Origin of the sequence: Cyanobium sp. HWJ4-Hawea, assembly GCF_024345815.1 — a bacterium.
GTDB lineage: Bacteria > Cyanobacteriota > Cyanobacteriia > PCC-6307 > Cyanobiaceae > Cyanobium_A.
Genome location: NZ_JAGQBV010000016.1, coordinates 14,948 through 33,443, shown reverse-complemented (window position 1 = coordinate 33,443; position 18,496 = coordinate 14,948). Strand labels below are relative to the sequence as shown.

General features: G+C 53.2%; 12 protein-coding genes. 1 reads left to right on the top strand and 11 read right to left on the bottom strand.

The features are described from left to right. Window positions 1-22: 22 nt before the first annotated feature. The 5 genes from KBY58_RS05400 to KBY58_RS05380 form a co-directional block, all read right to left on the bottom strand. Window positions 23-4,681, bottom strand: coding sequence for a DUF4114 domain-containing protein (locus KBY58_RS05400; RefSeq protein WP_255003320.1), 4,659 nt, complete (start codon window positions 4,679-4,681; stop codon window positions 23-25). 206 nt (window positions 4,682-4,887) lie between these two features. Beyond that, window positions 4,888-5,979, bottom strand: coding sequence for a DUF932 domain-containing protein (locus KBY58_RS05395; protein WP_255003318.1), 1,092 nt, complete (start codon window positions 5,977-5,979; stop codon window positions 4,888-4,890). Between the two features lie 104 nt (window positions 5,980-6,083). Next, window positions 6,084-6,689, bottom strand: coding sequence for a hypothetical protein (locus KBY58_RS05390; RefSeq protein WP_255003316.1), 606 nt, complete (start codon window positions 6,687-6,689; stop codon window positions 6,084-6,086). Between the two features lie 34 nt (window positions 6,690-6,723). Next, entirely contained in the window at window positions 6,724-7,080 is a 357-nt protein-coding gene (locus KBY58_RS05385) for a hypothetical protein (protein ID WP_255003315.1), read from the bottom strand. Window positions 7,081-7,163: 83 nt separating this feature from the next. Next, window positions 7,164-7,526: a hypothetical protein gene (locus tag KBY58_RS05380; RefSeq protein ID WP_255003313.1), complete on the bottom strand. Its 363-nt coding sequence runs from the start codon at window positions 7,524-7,526 to the stop codon at window positions 7,164-7,166. 375 nt (window positions 7,527-7,901) lie between these two features. Between KBY58_RS05380 and KBY58_RS05375 the strand changes: the two genes are divergently transcribed. After that, the gene (locus tag KBY58_RS05375) at window positions 7,902-8,237 is read left to right on the top strand and encodes a hypothetical protein (protein ID WP_255003312.1); all 336 of its coding nucleotides are present in this window, start codon (window positions 7,902-7,904) and stop codon (window positions 8,235-8,237) included. On the opposite strand, the gene KBY58_RS05370 is transcribed toward KBY58_RS05375, so the two are convergent. From KBY58_RS05370 to KBY58_RS05345, 6 genes are read right to left on the bottom strand one after another with little or no spacing between them, the layout of a single operon-like run. Beyond that, window positions 8,234-9,049, bottom strand: coding sequence for a hypothetical protein (locus KBY58_RS05370; RefSeq protein ID WP_255003311.1), 816 nt, complete (start codon window positions 9,047-9,049; stop codon window positions 8,234-8,236). The two genes, KBY58_RS05375 and KBY58_RS05370, sit on opposite strands and share 4 nt — an antisense overlap. After that, on the bottom strand, window positions 9,033-9,761 hold the full coding sequence (locus KBY58_RS05365) for a M48 family metallopeptidase (protein ID WP_255003310.1): 729 nt from the start codon (window positions 9,759-9,761) through the stop codon (window positions 9,033-9,035). Before KBY58_RS05365 ends, KBY58_RS05370 begins: the two co-directional genes overlap by 17 nt. Beyond that, entirely contained in the window at window positions 9,761-12,811 is a 3,051-nt protein-coding gene (locus KBY58_RS05360) for a type I restriction endonuclease subunit R (protein ID WP_255003309.1), read from the bottom strand. The genes KBY58_RS05365 and KBY58_RS05360 overlap by 1 nt, the downstream gene beginning before the upstream one ends. Continuing rightward, window positions 12,808-14,763: a DUF262 domain-containing protein gene (locus KBY58_RS05355; protein WP_255003308.1), complete on the bottom strand. Its 1,956-nt coding sequence runs from the start codon at window positions 14,761-14,763 to the stop codon at window positions 12,808-12,810. Before KBY58_RS05355 ends, KBY58_RS05360 begins: the two co-directional genes overlap by 4 nt. Then, window positions 14,760-15,953, bottom strand: a complete 1,194-nt coding sequence (locus KBY58_RS05350; protein ID WP_255003307.1) for a restriction endonuclease subunit S — start codon at window positions 15,951-15,953, stop codon at window positions 14,760-14,762. Before KBY58_RS05350 ends, KBY58_RS05355 begins: the two co-directional genes overlap by 4 nt. Then, entirely contained in the window at window positions 15,944-18,352 is a 2,409-nt protein-coding gene (locus tag KBY58_RS05345) for a class I SAM-dependent DNA methyltransferase (protein ID WP_255003306.1), read from the bottom strand. Before KBY58_RS05345 ends, KBY58_RS05350 begins: the two co-directional genes overlap by 10 nt. Between the last annotated feature and the right edge of the window lie 144 nt (window positions 18,353-18,496).

The following is an 18,496-nucleotide window of genomic DNA, read 5'->3' as shown; positions in this document are numbered from 1 at the left end:
TGGCCTTTGACTAATATTAATTTCAGACTAGTTGCGTTGGAGTAATACTAAAGATCAAATCATCAAAGTCTAGATCGCCGCCGCCGCGGATATCTTCTAGGCCAATGGTGTTATCACCGAGGCTGCGGAAGTGGGCTAGGCCATCGCTATTGGCAGCGGCAAAGGCAAAGTAGGTTTCGCCGCCATTCAACACCGCCATCGGTGCCAGATAAGTGGTTTCGTTGAGGCTGAGGCTGCCTGAGCCAGTCTGAAGATTGGCGACCGCAAGATTGCTAAGGCTGCTAACCATGTTGGTTTTGGCGACATTTAAGTAATCGGTGTCACCAGGTCGATAGGAGAGGCCCGTTGTGGTGTCCTTGACAGTTCCAAGTACATCCTGCACACGATAAAAGCTCAAGCTTGAGCTATATGAAGCTTCCCGGGCTAGAACGTAACTGGCCGAGAGGGTTTTGCCGCCCATTCCTGTGAAGTCCAGCACGGGTGCATTGGCTTGCTCCTGGGCGAGGAGCTGACCAAGGCCAAGGGCAGCACCGCTGAGTTCGAGTGTGAAGTTGAGCCCACTTGTTGAGTTATAGGAGGCAACCCCTGCCGTTACCGTGCTGGTTAACCATTGGAAGCTGCTACCCAGGGCTTCGATTGAAGCCTTGCCTGCCGCCAGGGCTGCCAGAGTGGTGTTCGAGGTTTCAAAGAGGCGCAGGCTCTGGCCATTCACCAGGCTGAGTTGACGCTGGAAGCTGAAGCTGTTCAGGTCCGGCACATCACCAGATTGCAGGTTGGAGAATAGAACTTGTGCGCGATCGGTGAGAGTGCTGAAGGTAACTGCATCGCCATCATTTAAAACGATGTAGCCAATTTCATTGGCTGTGGCAGCACGACTGCGCAAGGATGCCTTGAGGTTGACGGCCACCTTGGCATCGCCCTTATTAGCATCCTTCACCAGTAGAGATTGGCCGCTAGAGCTGAGGCTGGCACTGATGCTGGCTGCTGCAGCAGCACCAGGATCAACGATCGCACCATTCTTGACACCATCCTTATCGCCATAGCCGCCATCAACGAAGCGCAAGGATGCATAGTCGGCTATTCCGTCCCCATTGGTGTCAAAGAAACGGGCACCTTCTTTTTTGATTGGGTCATAGGTAAATGCTTTGTAGCCGTTAGCCGAATCACCCACGTAGTAGGCCAGGGCCTTGCCTGAAGTGATTGCCAAGTCGCTGCCCACCAGTGACAGGTCTACATAGGCATTGGCCGAGCTAGCGTAGAAGTAAGTGTTGTCTTTATCCTTTTGTTTTGCGAGGTTCAGGGTAAAATCAAGCTGGGAGGAGTTTAGAAGCACTCCAGTTTTATCTACTAATTGCTTTTTCTCTATATTGATATCACTTCTTATAATATTGCTTAGCGAGCTACCGGCTTGTGACCGAAGTACTTGTACGCCACCGGAATGATCAAAGGAAACAGCAATTGTTTCATTAGACGTGCCTTGAGATAGGGTTGGCAAGTAATCAGATTTTGGTGTAGGCGCAACAATCAAAGAGGTATCAGCTATAGCTACAGAAGCAGTTGCCCCCACCTGAACAGTTCGATCAGCATCAGAGAAGAGTTTAATCTCTAAAGTTTCTAGTCCCTCAGTTATCAGATCATTAGCAAGAGTATGAGAGAAGTTGATTTTTCCATCAATACCAACAGTGCCTGATCCTGTTAGTGCACCAGCAGTGAAATCAGCAGCATTAATACCAGTGCCTGTAAGGGAATAGTAAAGCGTGGTGCCTTGTGCAACGCCAGTTGTCGTGACTGTAGTAGTTAGGGTTGCGCCTTCATTGATGGTGGCCGCTGAGGGTGTGATTACGTAACTGATTGGCGTTGTAGAAGTATCGCGTATGGCAATCGAAGTGCTAGCAAATACTTTTGATTCATCCCAAAATGAATCGGGCCATTGCGAAAGTTGGATCCCCAAAAGCTCATCACTTTCAGTGGTGAGGTCATTAGCTAAAGTATGGGCAAAACTAAATGTTCCATCATCTCCAACAACTCCTGAGCCTGTGAGCGTGCCGGAGGATAGATCGGAGGCAGAAACGCCTGTAAGCCTGTAGTAGAGGCGATAGCCAACATCAATCCCTGTAGTTTTAATTGTGGTAGTTAGTGTCTGCCCCTCACTGATGGATGCCGAAGACGGTGCTATCAAAAATGTTGGCTTCACCCAGGTCAACGACGTATCATTAATAGCAATAGATTTAGCATTCCCAACCTGCGTTAAGAGGCCAGAATCAGAGAACAATTTGATATTCAACAATTCAAGGCCCTCTGTTAAATTATCTTTTTTGCTATCGAGACTAAAACTCACTCTACCGTTAGAATCAATAAATCCTTTGTCATAATAACTATAAAAATCCTCTGCATCTATCCCTGCACCAGACACTCCAATGTAAAAAGCAGAACCGGTTGCAATCCCCGTGGTAGTCAGCGATATGGATAGGCTCTCACCTTCATTGATGGACGAGGAAGAAGAAGATATCACATATGTTGGCACAAAAATATCATTTGTAAAAGGAGTTACCAGTCCAACCACCTTACTATTAAGACGATCAACGACCTTTAGATCTTTAACACCACCATTATTGGCGTTGCCCCATGTAATTACTGATCCATCAGATTTGAGAGCTGCAAAAGCAGAATAAGTAGAGTAAATGTTGGTTACATTACTAGTTAGATCGCCGTCAGCAAGGCTGCTATCGCCACCTTGGCTGGAAATTCCCCACGTAACAACCGAACCATCGGCCTTTAGGGCAGCGAAAGCACCGTAACTTGACACAATATTATTTACTCCACTTGAAAGTTTTGTCGCAACAGAACTACTATCTCCCCCAGAGTACGAGTCACCCCAGGTGACAACCGACCCATCGATTTTGACAGCGGCAAAGGCACTAGCAGCGGGGAATATGTTGATAACGTCACCCTTGATCAAACTAGATATAGAACTACTATCTCCGCCACTGAGAGAACTCCCCCAGGTAACAACCGATCCGTCACTCTTAAGTGCGGCAAAAGCATCATCAGTGGAGAAAATTTTGCTCACACCGCTTGCGAGCTTACTTGCTACAGCGCTACTGTCACCTCCAAATGAACCGTAACCATTACTACCCCAGGTAACTACTGATCCGTCACTCTTGAGAGCGGCGAAGGCACTTTTGGTTGAGAAAATATGAATGACTCCACTCAAGAGCTGCCTTGCTACCGCACTACTATCACCCCCAGACGAGCTGGCACCCCAGGTGATAACAGAGCCATCAGTCTTAAGTGCTGCGAAAGCATTTTGATTGGTAAATATATCAACAATTCCACTATTGATACTGCTAGCTACAGAGCTGCTATCTCCGCCGTCGTAACTACTTCCCCAGGTAACTACTGATCCATCACTCTTGAGTGCCGCAAATGCCCCTGAGGTTGAAAAAATTTGAGTAATGCCGCCTGTAAGTTTGCTTGCAACAGAACTGCTATTGCCACCGGATAAACTACCCCCCCAGCTAACGACAGAGCCATCATTCTTAAGGGCAGCAAAGGAATATTTTGTTGAGAAAATTTGACTAACGCCGCTTGATAATCGGCTTCGTACAGAACTACTATCTCCACCGTATTTATAATCCCCCCAGGTAACTACTGAGCCATCGCTCTTGAGGGCCGCAAAAGCAGTGTCAGTCGAAAAGATTTGGCTGACGCTACCAGTCAGCTCATTTGAAACTTTACTACTATCACCTCCATAACTGTAATCCCCCCATGTAACTACGGAACCGTCTCTTTGAAGTGCGGCAAACGCATACGTATTTTTAAATTCTCCAGTGGTTCTGCCTGGGTAACTGTGGCGAATTGGGGTGCTTGCAAAATATGAATTGTTTTTTGCTGTTGTCCAGGAAGAATCAGCAACTACTACAGAAGCAGTTGACCCGACTTGAGATGTAAGAGATGAATCATTAAATAGTTTAATTCTTATTATTTCTTTCTCTTCTGGTGTCTGATCATTTGCTAATGTATGGGATAAGCTGAACTTTCCATCATTGCCAACAGTACCAGAACCTTTTAGTGCACCAGTAGAGAAATCTGCTGCATCAATACCCGTGCCAGACAGCGTGTAATAAAGAATGGTTCCTGTAGCGACACCTGTTGTTTTTACAGTTGTAGATAGGTTTTCACCTTCGCTAATAGTAGCTACTGATGGGGAAATTGTATATGTAATCGGTGTCCCAAATGAATTTTTAGTTGGAGCAAGTGAGGAGTCCTTAATTACTGCATAAGCAGTTGAACCTAGCTGACCAGAAAAATCCGAATACGCATACAGTTTAATCTCAAGAGTTTCACTGCCCTCTGTAGTAAGATCGTCTGCAAGTTTAGTAGCAAAACTAAATTTACCGTCAAGCCCTACTATTCCGAAACCTGATAATTTGCCATCAGACAAGTCAGAACTGGAAATCCCGCCGCCAGATAAAGAGTAATAAACTTTAGTTCCAGCAGAAACATTTGCTGTGCTGACTATAATAACTATGGCTTCCCCTTCTACGTTGCTATTAGAAGTGTCTATTGAATATGACTTGGCTGGTGTAGTGGAGGAGTTTGCCGACGAATTATTTGTGTTCCAGAAAATATCCGCGAGTGCCCCCTCGTCCCCTGGAAACAAGTATGAATAAATTCCCATAATTTTGTGATTGTGGCGCAAATCACACCGTTTGACCTATCCAATGTATCATGTTGCAGCCGCCCCCGTATCACCCGCGGGGGTGATACGGGGGGTGAATCTCTGAGTTGCAATGACCCCAAGGGTGAATCCCAGACCCAGGGTGTGTGACTCTAAGCATGCTATTGAAAGATAGAGGGGGAGCGGATTACACTCCCCTTTCGCGCTTATATCAGAGTTAGCGCTAAGGAATGTGCACGCTGGAGAGATACGGCGCTCTTGCCCCAGTACAGCGACTCAAAGCGCTGCCGTGTGGCTTGTTCAGTTTGTTTGGCGCGCCCAGCTTCATGACTGAGAAACTCAGTAACCGACTGATATGCCCCCCATGCAGTATTACAGCTAGCCCTTAAATCTGATCCAACTGCTGTTCCTTCGAACTTACTCAGTAGCGATGGCCAGCAAGGCAAATCCTCCAGAAATTTGGGCCGTTCAGTGCTTTTGTCACCGCGGATATCATTGACAGTACCTTGGAGCTGCTCAGCAAATACATCGGTAATGTACTGGCGAAACTGGGTCATGGAGCATGGAGTCGCTGCCATATGCCGAAGCTCCGCAAGCCCGCCAATGAATTGACGCCGCCTCACATCAACCAGCTCGGGAAGCCTTGCAAGAAGGCTATCAGCGTTCTTGGTGTGCCTAATGCGAATGCTGCTATCGCGATAGCGTTGGCTGCTAGCCAAACCAAGAGCTGATGAGAGAGTGTTCTGACAGACCACACGGATCGGGGAGAACATTAGCTGGAAGGGAATTGAGCCATCATGGCTGGTACAACCAACGAGGTATTGCTGCACTGGATCACCTGGAACTACGTCCCCCTCTGCACCGCGGACCCTTGCTGTAAAGGTGACCTTTTTACCATCGGATAAAACGCAGACGGAATCGATGCTGATGTCCTCATGGAGTGCTTCTGCAATTCTGATCAGCGATTCGTTCTGGATCGGTGTGTAAGTCTCTGCCATCACGGACAAAGTGTTGCCTGTATCCATGCGAGTGACCGCTTGGTAGCCAGTGATCGGTTGCATGTCAGCATCAAAAACTGGTCGTCCTGCCACATGGAAATCAGCATTGGCAACACGGAATGCTTCTCGTGCAGAGAGGGTGCCATCGACAACTACACCCAACCGGTGCCACGCAGGCTTGTTGTAACAGAAAACTCCAGAAGAAAATTGATGGGCCATTGAGTTGAAGCCGGTTAATAAACCGGAAGTGAGCCCTGCGGAAGTGCAGGGCAGGGAACCCAGAACGACTCGAACGTTCAAACGAAAATCCCCCCTGGCACAACACCAAGGGGGATCTCTCGCACCTTGCCAGTCAATCAATGGTGATCGCTGGTGGGTTCCAATTAGATGAGCTGGATCCAGACTCAGGCCGTCAGATTCCTCGCTTGTCGCATCTGGTGTGGAAGCATTTCAACCGCCATGGCGTGCCGCAGCAGTGTCTGCACTTCGATCAATAGATCGATCGCTGGGAGAGCATGCCCCTTGTCATCTCTTGCCATCGGCCTGCCGTCCACCCATTCGTTGTCAACGAAGAGTGCTGGCATCACCACACCAGGGCTGGTTCCTGGACGCAACCTAAGTGCCAATGGACTTGTGAGAAGACCTGGCGATAGTGCACACAGTGATGAAAGAAGGGTGGTGGCACAGGTGGTGTTGACGCCACTGATCAGACGGATCAATCCGTCCAATCCGAGATCTGCGTCAATCACTAACTTCTGAGACTTGAATCCCCCACGTGTTTCTACGTAGACATCTTGAAGCAGGAAGATCAGATCCTGAGCCTTGGTTGGTTCAGGGGTGTTTTCCTGATGATTCCAGAAGTACAGGCATCGGTCTTGAAGTTGTTCGTGCCGATGGATATAGGCCACCTTTCTTGGGTGCTTCCAACCGAGCATTGCTGCTGGGAACCAGGGCTGTAAGGAAGTTCCAGGCTGCTCTTGAGGTAGGTTGTTGATTCGTGAGATGGTCATTGGAGTTGATTTGATGGGTGAATTGGTTTGTTGCTCAGGCTTCTAGTTCCTTCATGGCAAGACGAATTGCTTGCCACGCTCGGCTAGTTATCCGTTCGGCATCGGCTGTTGCTTGCCGTAGCAATTCATCAGCTTTTTGCCGAGCTGTATCCAGGATCAGCCGTGCTTCCTGATGAGCTATTTGCCTTGAAGCAGCAGCAGCTAATCGATCTGCGGATGCTTGCTCATAGAGCTCAAATGCTGATATGGGTGGCACATCAGCTCTGATTGCATCCGCGAGATATGGCAGTGACTGTCGAATCCATGGCCCCAGATAAGAATCAGGGCCAAGTCCATCTGACATCTTCTGCAGGACCTTAATCTCCTGGTCTTTTGTTGGTGGTTCATTCATTTGCTTGATTGCATAAAAAAAAAGACCTCCCCACCCGTATTGCAATGGGGAAGTCAGTTGTTTTTCGATTGATGAATCAGCCCTTAAACAGGTTGAGCCTCGGCTTCGACTGTGTTGTCGAGTACGCCTGAATCCCTTAGCTTGTCCAGCATTGCAACCATTACAGTTGCAGATCGGTGGGTACTTTCCATAAACTCTCTGGCGCGTTCCACAGAAATTGTGTGGATACGTCCATTGGGCTCTGTGTAGCACCAACTGCCATCTGGACGTGGTTCCCCTTGAAGAGCAAGTCGCTCAGAATTGTATGAATAGCGGAGTTCGAGGTCGTGAAACTCCCTAAGTCCGTCCCTAGCGTGCCAGGTGCAACCCATGTGGAAACGACGATCTTCATCCCGATAGCTGTGTAGCTCCGGCAGCAGTGAATTAAGAGCAGTGAGAATGTTCATGGAATTTAGAAAGTAATTAAGCAATTGCTTGGCAAGCAACTTGGAGGTTCCTGGACTTAGATGACTTCCAGATGGAAGCCACTGCCAGGGCTATAGCTAGACTGTTATTGGCAAATCATTATTAGAAGCTTCTTAGGCGGAACAAAGAGCTCCAAAAAACAATGTGCCCGCCTTTCTTTTTTTTTCTCTACGTAGGCGTATTCGGGTGGGCATGTGGAGAAGCGTCAGATAGCGCCACCCCCTTTTGGCACCCAAAAGTTGGCTTGTAATTGGATTTAGCTTTACGAGTTCAGAACAACTCGGCGGCGCAGATCCTTTTTAGGGTCTTAAAATTATCTGACTTATTATTATATAAAGGTACAGATTCTTATCCACATGGAAAATATTCCGCACATTGCGGCTTCTTTGCGTGATATCGTCCTGCGTCTTGATCGTATGCAGGCTGATATCGCCCGCCTCTCTCAGCAAAAGGTTCCAGACAGATTTGTACCTCTGCTTGAAGCAACACGCCATCTCCACTGCGGGAGAGATTGGCTTGTAGCACAGATTAAGGCCGATGTTTTGCGTTCTGGAATCGACTTTCTTGATAGAAGCTCCCCTGGTTCAGTTCGCAAGCGGTACCTGGTTAATCCTTACTCATCGCTTCGCTGGTTAAATGGAGCTCAGCCGGTAACCGTAAAGCTAAAAGACAAGGTTTTGCCAGCTATCTAGGCTATTTCTTTCTCAGTATCGGTTTTAATAATTCCATATGTGTTACCTGTGTCTTTGCCACCGGCAGAACCCTCTTTAATTAGTGCGTATCTACCCCACTTTCCCCTATTACTTTTGTGACATCTCATTGGGAAGCTGACTGGTCCTTGTTTTGCCAAATTTATCTTCGTGCGAGATGTCGCTCGGCTTAAACTTAGTTCAAGATTTGCCATGAAGTCACCACTTTCTTTGTCAATTTTTCCTGGATTTTTCCTCGCCCAGTCCTCAACGACTTGTTTTCCACTTAGCCCTCCTTTTGCAATATCTTCGACCCTTAACTCGGGCAAATTACCTTTTCTTGTTTTTGCGAGTCTCTCTTTTACTTTCTTGCTATTGTCATTCTCTGGATTCTTGGTCACTCTTTGTGATTTGGTTCTCTGACCATTTTTAATGTGCTGATCGGCGGCCAATACCTCCAATGCAAAGCGATCGATTCCCGGATATATTTCCTTCTGTTGGATTTGTGGTTCTGGATCAAATACAGCATCGTCTTCGTAGCGATATTCTTCGTATTTCCAGGGATTAAGACGTCTATGCTTGGCTGTAAGTATCTCGAACATGGTCGAGATCATTTCAACATTTCTCCAGTCGCTGTGCTCTATCTGACCGCATCCTGCTTGGAGAAAGAGTTTTAGCGTTTCATCAAAATGTTCTTGATTTCGCTGGCTTATTTGAGCCCCGGATTCTCTTAGCAATTCATCTAGCAATTCCTCATACTGTTCCCCCGACTTGACATCTGGCGTGTGTTTCATTTTTCTATTGATATTTGCCACTAATCAGGGGTAGGTTGTTGAGCAAATGGCGCCGATCCTTCCACTCAGGCATGTGGGAATCAAGCAGGGCAATGAACCCCTCGCCATGACTGGGCACTCGTAGGTGGGCAAGCTCATGTAGGACGACATAATCAAGACAACCCTTTGGCTTTTGGGCTAGGTGGGTATTCAAACGGATATTCCCGGAGGCCGGATTGCAGCCCCCCCATTGGCGGGTCATCGCCTGAACAAACAACCTGTTGACCCGCACATCGAGTTGTTGCTCCCATTTCCTGATCAGGCTCGCAGCTTCCTTCCTGATTTGATCGCGATACCAGGCAGCTAATAGGCTCCTTCGTTTCTCTTCTGTTGTTCCCGAGCGGACAAAAAGCAGCATTTGCTTTGTATTGACCTCAACCCTGGGGGGTGCTTCCACTTCCTGGATAGAAAGCAGTAAACGACGGCCCCAGAGATGATGGCTCTCTCGTTCAACTACCATTCTGGGGCTTTCTCGCTGCTGTCCTTCAAGCTTTTTCTGCTGCTTGCGAATCCAGCTCAGTTTGCCAATGGCATAAGACCTTATAAGGTTTGCACTCATTTGCTCTGGCGCTGAAATTCGCACTGTTCCATCTGGTGGATCTACAGAAAGATGCAGATTCTTGATCGGCTTAAGGGTGACCTCAACCGATAAACCCCCGATCACTATCTGATGGCTGTGGTAGACCCGGGGCATCAGTATTCAGGCTGTGCCACGAGGATTGGAAACAGACGTTCCACTTCGGCCGCATCCTGCAGCACACCGAATAGGGCTGCCTTGATCTGTTGTTCCTTGGCCTGCACGCCACGCCAGCCATCGGGCCTGACCTGGCGGACCGTGCTGTCGATGAGAAGCGCCAGCTTCAGATTCCCGTTCAGGTTGTTCCACAGGGCTCTTTTGCCAGCCGTATCCAGTTCGGTTGGGGTGTTGTCTGCTGTCTGCTGATTGAGCTGGCGGGCCAGTTCAGCGACACGCCGGAGGTACTCCTCATAGGCATCTGCCTGCTGTTTGCGGAAGCGGATGATCTCATCAAGCAGCTCCGACATGCGGTCGTAGAAAGCCGGATCATTCGCACGTTCACTGATGATTGTGCGCCGAACGTTGTTTTCGATAGTTTCGGCAACCGCGGTTCGATTGGTTGCCCCCTTGCCAAATTGCTTTTGGATTGCTTCTGCAGCACCGGTTTTGACGATTAACTCCAACAGGCCGATGTCGTCGAAGGCTGAAATTTTTCTAGGCAGATCCGCCTCGATGTAGGAGTCGATCAGGTAGCGCATATCGGACTCATAGGCCTTTAGGTCAAGGTTTTCACCAGCCCCCAGCCGGATTACTTGTCTCCAATCAAGAGCCTTGTCGCGCTGACGGGTGATCCGGTTTGCTTCTGAAAGGGAGTAGCCCGCGTCTGGCAGTTCGTTAGCCAGGGCTGCATAGGCCCGGGTCAGTTCAGCCACAGCCTTGTAGTAGGCCATCCGCAGAGGCTCACGCTCCTGTAGATCTGCCGCAAATTCAGTGTTGCCGCAGAAGTGGTGCAAGATTTCCAACTCTTCCATTGGAGGCGCAACGGGTTCTGCAAGAAGTGCCTCCTGCTCCAATGCCTCCTCTAGCCGCTCTTTTGCCTTGGTGAGACGGTCCTGCAGGATCACATTTGGATCAACTCCGCCAGCTGAGTGGTCAAGGTCATCGCTGGAGTAAACGGCAATCGCGTTTTCAACCTTTTTGAAAAGATCCTTGTAGTCCACGATGCAGCCATAGGGCTTGTCGTCGCCATCGAGGCGGTTGGTGCGGCAGATGGCCTGGAAGAGACCGTGATCCTGCATCGACTTGTCGATGTAGAGAACGCTGCAGGAAGGTGCATCGAAGCCGGTGAGGAGCTTGTCGACCACGATCAGCAGCTTCATCTGGACTGGCTGATGGATGAAATGATGCTTGGCTTGTTCCTCGTAGGTCTCGGTTCGCGTCATCCCCGGTTGGGGCGCCAATCCCTCAAGCAAGTTCGTATAGGTATTGAAGATGAATTGCTTGTCAGTTTCGGTATTGGCTCCTACCTCTTCCTTCGACACGTCTGATGCTTTGGGGTCATAGGAAGTGATGACGGCGCACTTACCTTTCAGTTCGGTCTGGTTAAACAGCTCGAAGTAACGGCAGGCCTCGTAGATGCTCGAGGCCACAAAGATGGCGTTACCGCGCTGACTCGCCAGGCGTGGCTGCACGGAAAAGTCAAAGAGGATGTCGGCCACGATTCGGTTCATTCGCGCCTTGGAGCTGAGAACGCTCTGCAGTGTTCCCCACTGGCGCTTCAGCTCTCGCTGCTGCCAGGGATTGAGGCTCGCGGTCTTGGTGTCGAACCACTGGTCAACCCTGGCCTGGGAGCTGAGGCGCTGGTCAATGTCGCGGGCCTCGTAGACCAGATCCAGCACCACTTGGTCTTCAACTCCTTCGCTGAACTTGTAGGTGTGGATGTAGCCACCAAAAATTTCTAGGCTGGTGGCCTTGTCTTTCTTGAGTAGCGGCGTCCCGGTGAAACCGATGAAGACAGCCTCTGGCAGCAACGCTTTCATCACGCGGTGCAATTTGCCGCTCTGGGTGCGGTGACACTCGTCGACAAAAATGAACAGCTCGCCCACGGCCGGGCTTGGTTCGGCCTCAAGTTGTTCAAGGAAGGCTTCGAAGTCGTCAACGCCACGGACGCCGAACTTGTGGACCAGTGAGCAGAGCAGACGGGGTAGGGGTTGGCCCAGGGCCTGCATCAGATCCCGGCCACTGCTGGTGCGCTGGATGGTTTCACCTGCACCACCGAACACGCCTTCGATCTGTTTGTCGAGTTCATCGCGGTCTGTGATGACCACAACGCGAGCATTGGGATTGGTGGCGAGGATCCAGCGGGCCAGCAGCACCATCACGATGCTCTTGCCGCTGCCCTGGGTGTGCCAGATGATGCCGCCGCGGCGGTCCACAACTTGTTGCTGGGCTGCCTTAATGCCGACGTACTGATGCACCCGCGGCAGTTTCTTGATGCCGGCATCGAAGAGCACGAAGTCTCGGATCAGCTCAATCAACCGATCCTTACTACAGATCTTGGCCAGGTATTTATCGATCTTGAGACGACTGTTGTCGTCTTCGTCTTCCTTCCAGGTGAGAAAGTATTTTTCCGGAGTCAGGATCGCGCCATAACGAAGACCCTCGGAGTCGTTGCCGGCCAAGACCAGCTGGTTGGTGGCAAAAAACCAGGCGTTGAATTCCGGCTGTTGGTTGGAGAGGTTTTGGCGGATGCCATCACCAATGCCGACGCGGCTGCTTTTGAGTTCAATTACGGCGATGGCGATGCCATTTACGTAGAGCACCAGGTCGGGGCGCCGCTCTAAAGGGCCCTTCAGGGTGACTTCCTCGGCAATGGCGAAATCATTGGCTTCCGTGTTGTGCCAATCGATCAGGGTCACCGTGCTGGTGGGCTGATCGGCGGCGGCCTTCACCTGAACCCCGTAGCGCAGCAGGGAATAGACCCTGCGATTGGCCTCATACAGGCCAACCTGGCTGATATCGGCGGCAGCTCGGAGCTGAAACAAGGCGCCGCTGACCTCTGCCGAGCTGTAGCCACGACGCTGCAGGTAGCCAGCAAGGAGCTCCTCCTCGATGTTGCTGTTGCCAGCCCGGTCCTTCCAATCGCCTAGGTAGCGGTAGCCAAGTTCCCCATGGAACAGCTTGATCACCCTGTCCTGGGTGATGCGCTCAGGGCTAAGACCGCTCACGTTGCAGCCCCCACGCTGAGGATCTCGCGCTTCACATAGCTTTGGAAGGCGAGCGGCGAGGTGAAGCAGCGAAAGCCAGCGGCGCTGGCCAAGGCCAGGGTGGCGGGCTCTTCATTTAGCAGCACTGCCACGGGTTGGCTGAGTTCCTCTTGGATGCCGCTGGGCCAGGCCAGATCAAATACGGCGCGCTGCTCGCCAGTGGCGGAGTCGGCGAAGTCGTAGGCGAGGCTCCCCAGGGGGAGCGACTGCTCAACCATCCAGGCGTTGAGACGGATCAGCTCGGCCTCTTCCTCTTCGCTGGTGATCCCACCCAGTGTTTCCGGTGGTGGCTGGGGCAAGGCAGCCGCAGGGCCGGAGAGCCAGCGGGTGTCGCCGTGGAGTAGCTCCTCAAGCCGGGCATTTACTTCGGCCGCCAGCAGGGTCTTGCGGGCCTCCAGGAAGGAGCGGAAGTTTTCAATTTTCCAGAGCTCGGGATCAGGTGGGATCCACTGGGAGGCCAGGGCGCCGGGGTGGGCCGCCTCAATTTCTAGGAAGTATTTCTCAGGGAGGCGATCGAGGATTTTGATGTTGGTGTCTTTGGTCAGGAAGCAGAAGTTGGCCAAGGCGTTGACTTCTGGCCTGCGGTAATCGGCCTTGTAGAGCTGGGCCTTGGGGAAGATGTGATGCACTTCCAGGCTGCTCATCTTGCCCAGCATCCCGGCCTTGAGCGGCAGGCCGGTGCCCCAGTCGCGGGCTTCGCCCATGCGGGTTAGGAGGTAGAGCACGGGGTAGAAGCGGGCCCCGAGACTCCAGCCGGTGAAGTGGCCGGGTTCGACCCTCAGTCCGCCGTGCCAGAGGCGGAGCTGCTCCAGTAATCGTTCCAGCCCGGCACCTTCATCTTCCAGGGCGGCTAGGTCTTGGTCGATGAACGTTTCAATGGAGCCCGAGAAGCGGCCCCACATGCCGGCCTGCACGAACCAGAACATCAGCCGATCACGCTCCACTTCATCCATAGATCCGCTGCGCTGATCGAGGTAGCGCACCATCACCGGGATGCCAAAGCGACCGAAAAGCACTTGGTCGTGATCTAACCCCAACCGGCCCGCGATCAGGTTGAGGCAGGTATCGATGTGCCTGGTGGCTCGCTTGAGCGCCTCCTGGATTTCGGCGGTGCTCTTGTCGTGCAGGTATTGGAACTTGGCCTCGCCGGTGAGCACCGTGTTCACTGAGCGCAGCAGCCAGTCGAGGTTGAAGTTGTAGCCGTGATTACTCCATTCCTTGAGCTTGGCTTTCATCGCATCACGGCCTTCTGGCCATTCGGCGCAGATCTTGGCGAGGGCCAGGTCGCCCTTGGAGAGCTTGGTGCCACCACTGTTGACGCGGTTGAAGATGTCAACCACCACATCGAGGGTCTTGTCTGCTCCGGTGACTTCTTCTATGTGGAGATCGATCTCCGTGATGGCTAGCAGCTGGCTGAAGCGACCAATGAATTCACCAACCCGTGGAGCCAGCTCTGGGTTGGAACCGAATTGGGCCGCGAGCTCCCCTAGGCCTGTGGAGCCCTTACCCAATAGTGCGGTGACATCGATCCAGAGGGGATCGTCCTTCATCTTCACCGGCTGGTAGAAGGCAAACACCTCGTCGCCTAGATGGAAGCGGAGACCGGTGAAGGCCTGGGCGTTGCCGTCGAAGAACTTCGGAGCCTTGCCACGCACCACGCCGTAGAGGGAGGTCATGCGCTGCTGGCCATCGAGCAGCAGCTTCACCACGCCAGCCGCCAGGGGGCCATCACCACGATGGGTGGCTGTTTGTGATTCCGTGGCCCAGACCAACAATCCGCCTACGGGATGGCGTTTATAGAGGGAATCGAACAGCCCTCGCACCTGATCGCGGTTCCAGACATAACCCCGCTGAAATTCAGGCAGGGCCATATGGCCGCTGTCGATGTGGTCGAGGATGGTGGAGATCTTCATACCAGCCGCGTCCTGCCCGTTAGAAGTTCCTGCATCATCCCTTGTTTGAGAGCGCGAGTCTTCTCCCGCTGCTGCACCAGCGCCGTCAGTTCCGCGTCCACCTCAGTCAGCACCTTGGCGATGGCAGTCTGTTCGCGGAGGGTCGTTGGCATACACATCTCGAAGTTCTGAAAAGTGGGAAGTCGTAGCGAGTCGACTGTTGCCTTGACAGTGTTCTGCATAGCCCAGGCGCCGAAGTTCATAGCCATATATAAGTGCACGAACTTCCCTGAAACTGCCGGCGCAAACTGAGTGATCGCATAGACACGCTGGTGCACGTCAAAGCGACCATTGATGTAATGGAAAATGTCACCAATCCGACCTTCGCCAGGGATCAGAATAGCTTCGCAGTTGTGCGAGTAACTGTTGATACGTTCGACATTGTCAGATCGCACGAAGAACGGGTATTTGCCATCCTCGACCTTGTTCTCATTGTTCCTGCTGCCCGTCTTTATGTGTGCAATCTCCCCCAACCGCTTCACCGCCCACTCCCCACTAAAGCCAGGCAGCCGAGTCTGGCCGGTGAGGAGTTGCTGCATGGCGGCCTGTTTGAGATCGCGCTTCTTGGCGATGAGCCGGTCCAGCCCGTCCAGCAGCCCATCCACATCGCTCAACGCCGTCGCGATGGCATTCGATTCATCAAGCGTTCGTGGAAGCGCTATCAAAAAGTCGCGGAGGTTTTGAAGGTTTAGCCCAGGCTTGCTTTGACCTGACTGACTGCCGGAAATTTGCGGGTTGCCCGGGGAACAGGGAGATAGATATCGACATGCATACGGGCCAATCGATGGCTTGTTGAGGCGGACTAGCCCGACGTGTTGGCTAATGTAAGCCTCATCGAATTGCTGTTCTACAAGCGCGACATTGCCGACGCTGTTGCCGGTTATGGTAATCAAGAGGTCATTCAGCTCAACCTTGGTTCGGTTTCCTTCTGCCCCAGAAGGTGGCGAAACAAACTGAATGTCGTCGAACGTGAGCCGGCCATCTCGAACATTCTGGCTGCGAATAAACAAAGCGCCGGTTTCAGAATAGAACTGCGCCCAGCCCCGCGAACCACTGGTCACGAATTGGGTTAGTTTCCCCAAGGGCTCTATATTCCATTCCTCCGGGATGACGCCCACCTCGGTCTGCTTGTAGCCGGGCTTCACGTCCATACCGCCCCCATCGCTTTGAGGTGTTCCTCCACACGGCTGGCGAGCACCGCCACCTCATCGGTGAGCTGCGGCAGCGGGGTGGCATATCGCTCGGCAAGTTGGCGGATGCGGCCGGTGAGGGTTTGCGAAACGCGCTCCAGCTCGCCCTGCACGGCGGCGGCGAGGGTGGACAGCCACTTGTCGTCGACCACCAGGTCGCGAATCTGGGCCTCGCTCAGCTGGGCGTAGTGCCCGTAGGCCTGCGCATCCAGCTGGGCTTCGGCGGCCCTGAGCATCTTTTTGGTCTTGGCTTCTTCGTCACTCACCAGCAGCCATTCCCGCAGGGCCGTCAGTTCGTCTGCGGCCTCGGGGTCGTGCTTGATCTCCTTGATGCGGGCAGCCACGTTGGCCTTGTTCAGCTTCTCCAGTTCGGCAAAGGCCCCTTCCTCGCCGCCGTGCTCCTCCTCCAGCTCTGCCAGCCGGCTTGTGGCTTGCTCCAGCTCGGCGGAGAGCTCCGCAAACATCTCCAGATCATCGGCAAAGAACCGCGCCGTGATCAGCTCTTTGGGCAGCAGGTCGCAGGTCCAGCCCTTGTCTTTGGTTTTGCCCTTCTTGTCGGTTTCGATCACGCGATAGGGCTCGGCCTTCCAGCCATCGGCGCTGATGGCATACACGTCGTCTTGCAGTGAATCGGCCCACTGATCCAGTAGCAGCTGGTACACCCCATAGGCATCCAGCAGCGGCTGGCCATGCATCTGGAGCAGCAGACCCTCGGACAGATCGCCGATCACCTGCTTGGGGTGGCAGCCTGGCTCCAGGGCCTTGAGCTGCACCGCCGCCAGCGATCGCCACTGCTGGAAATGCTCGGCGATAGCTGCCAGGTAGACGGCGAACTCCGCATGGGCGCTGATGGTGGCCCTGATGGCACCCGGCTCCACCGCCAGCTCCAGGTAGCCCGTCCGCAGGGGCCGGAATAGGCTCGCCCGCAGGCTCGGGCACACCGCCCAGTAAGCAGCCAAAGCTTCCAGATCCCGTTCGGGGATCCCACCGCGTAGGTGGCCCTCGATGTCCTGCAGGTCTTCCGGCTCGGAACTGTCGATGTAGCGGGGCAGGTTGAGGTTGTAGTCGTTTTTGGCGATCTCCTCGTTGCTCGCAAAACGGGCGTAGCCCGGCACCTCCAGCTGACGCGTGAACACATCCACGATCTTGTGGATGTCGCGCTCCCGCAGGCGGTTCTTCGGGCCATCCTTCATGAAGCCCTTGCTGGCATCCACCAGGAAGATCCCCTGGCGGCTGCCGGCATCGCGCTTGTCGATCACCACGATGCAGGCCGGGATGCCGGTGCCATAGAAGAGGTTCGCCGGCAGGCCGATGATCCCTTTGATCAGGCCGCGTTGCACCAGGTTTCTGCGGATCTCAGCTTCGGCATTGCCGCGAAACAGCACCCCATGGGGAAGGATGCAGCTGCCTCGGCCGGCGCTCTTGAGGGTGCGCACAATATGCAGCAGGTAGGCGTAGTCGCCCTGCTTGTTGGGCGGGATGCCGAAGCCCTCGAAACGCCCATATTTATCCTTCGCCGCATCCAGGCCAGTGCTCCAGCGTTTATCCGAAAACGGTGGGTTGGCCACCACGAAGTCGAACTGCTTGAGCTGCTCGCCTTCGGTGAGCTTCGGATCCGCCAGCGTGTTCCCCTGCCAGATCGTGGCCGTGGGATTGCCGTGCAGGATCATGTTCATCCGCGCCAGGCCGCTGGTGGCCTCATCCTTCTCCTGGCCGTAGAGGGTGATCGGCGTGCCTGCCTGGGCGGCCACCTTCAGCAGCAACGAGCCGGAGCCACAGGTGGGATCACACACCGTGGTGGCAGCTGATGTGGCTGCCTTCTCGATTCCCAGCACCTGGGCCTTGATCCGGCTCACCTCCGCCGGTGTGTAGAACTGCCCCTTGCTCTTGCCGCTTTCGCTGGCGAAGTGGCGCATTAGGTATTCGTAGGCATCGCCAAGGATGTCGTCGTCGTCGGCCCGGTTGCCGGAGAAGTTGAGCTCCGGTTTCTCGAAGATCGCGATCAGGTTGGTGAGCCGCTCCACCAGCTCCTTGCCGCTACCCAGCTTGGCCTGGTCGTTGAAATCGGGAAAGTCGCTCTGGCTTAGCTGCTGATTGGCCGCCACCAGCGGCGCGATGATCTCCTTGTTGATCCGATCGCCGATCTCCGCCTTGCCTTTCAGCGCCACCATGGCGGCAAAGCCAGATCCCTCCGGGATTAGCAGTGGCGCATAGGGCGCTCCGGCGTACTTGTCGCTGATGTACTTGAGGAACAAGAGCACCAGCACATAGTCCTTGTACTGGCTGGCATCCATGCCGCCGCGCAGCTCATCACAGCTGGCCCAGAGGCTCGAATACAGCTCGGATTTACGGATGGCCATGGATTAATCAGCTTTCTCGTTGGGGGGAGTAATCAAGGGATGGCGGCGCAATCTCCAGCAAAATCCAGCGTCGTAGCAGTTGTTTAACTTGTAAAACTGCCTAGCAATGGGCCGAACGACATGCCAATCGCGAATAAGTCGGTT

What these genes read in the sequence shown, in the direction of transcription:
- KBY58_RS05390 (WP_255003316.1), bottom strand. Translation starts at nt 6,689, where the DNA reads ATGACCATCTCACGAATCAACAACCTACCTCAAGAGCAGCCTGGAACT.
- KBY58_RS05365 (WP_255003310.1), bottom strand. Translation starts at nt 9,761, where the DNA reads ATGCCCCGGGTCTACCACAGCCATCAGATAGTGATCGGGGGTTTATCG.
- KBY58_RS05355 (WP_255003308.1), bottom strand. Translation starts at nt 14,763, where the DNA reads ATGAAGATCTCCACCATCCTCGACCACATCGACAGCGGCCATATGGCC.
- KBY58_RS05345 (WP_255003306.1), bottom strand. Translation starts at nt 18,352, where the DNA reads ATGGCCATCCGTAAATCCGAGCTGTATTCGAGCCTCTGGGCCAGCTGT.
- KBY58_RS05375 (WP_255003312.1), top strand. Translation starts at nt 7,902, where the DNA reads ATGGAAAATATTCCGCACATTGCGGCTTCTTTGCGTGATATCGTCCTG.
- KBY58_RS05385 (WP_255003315.1), bottom strand. Translation starts at nt 7,080, where the DNA reads ATGAATGAACCACCAACAAAAGACCAGGAGATTAAGGTCCTGCAGAAG.
- KBY58_RS05380 (WP_255003313.1), bottom strand. Translation starts at nt 7,526, where the DNA reads ATGAACATTCTCACTGCTCTTAATTCACTGCTGCCGGAGCTACACAGC.
- KBY58_RS05350 (WP_255003307.1), bottom strand. Translation starts at nt 15,953, where the DNA reads ATGGACGTGAAGCCCGGCTACAAGCAGACCGAGGTGGGCGTCATCCCG.
- KBY58_RS05400 (WP_255003320.1), bottom strand. Translation starts at nt 4,681, where the DNA reads ATGGGAATTTATTCATACTTGTTTCCAGGGGACGAGGGGGCACTCGCG.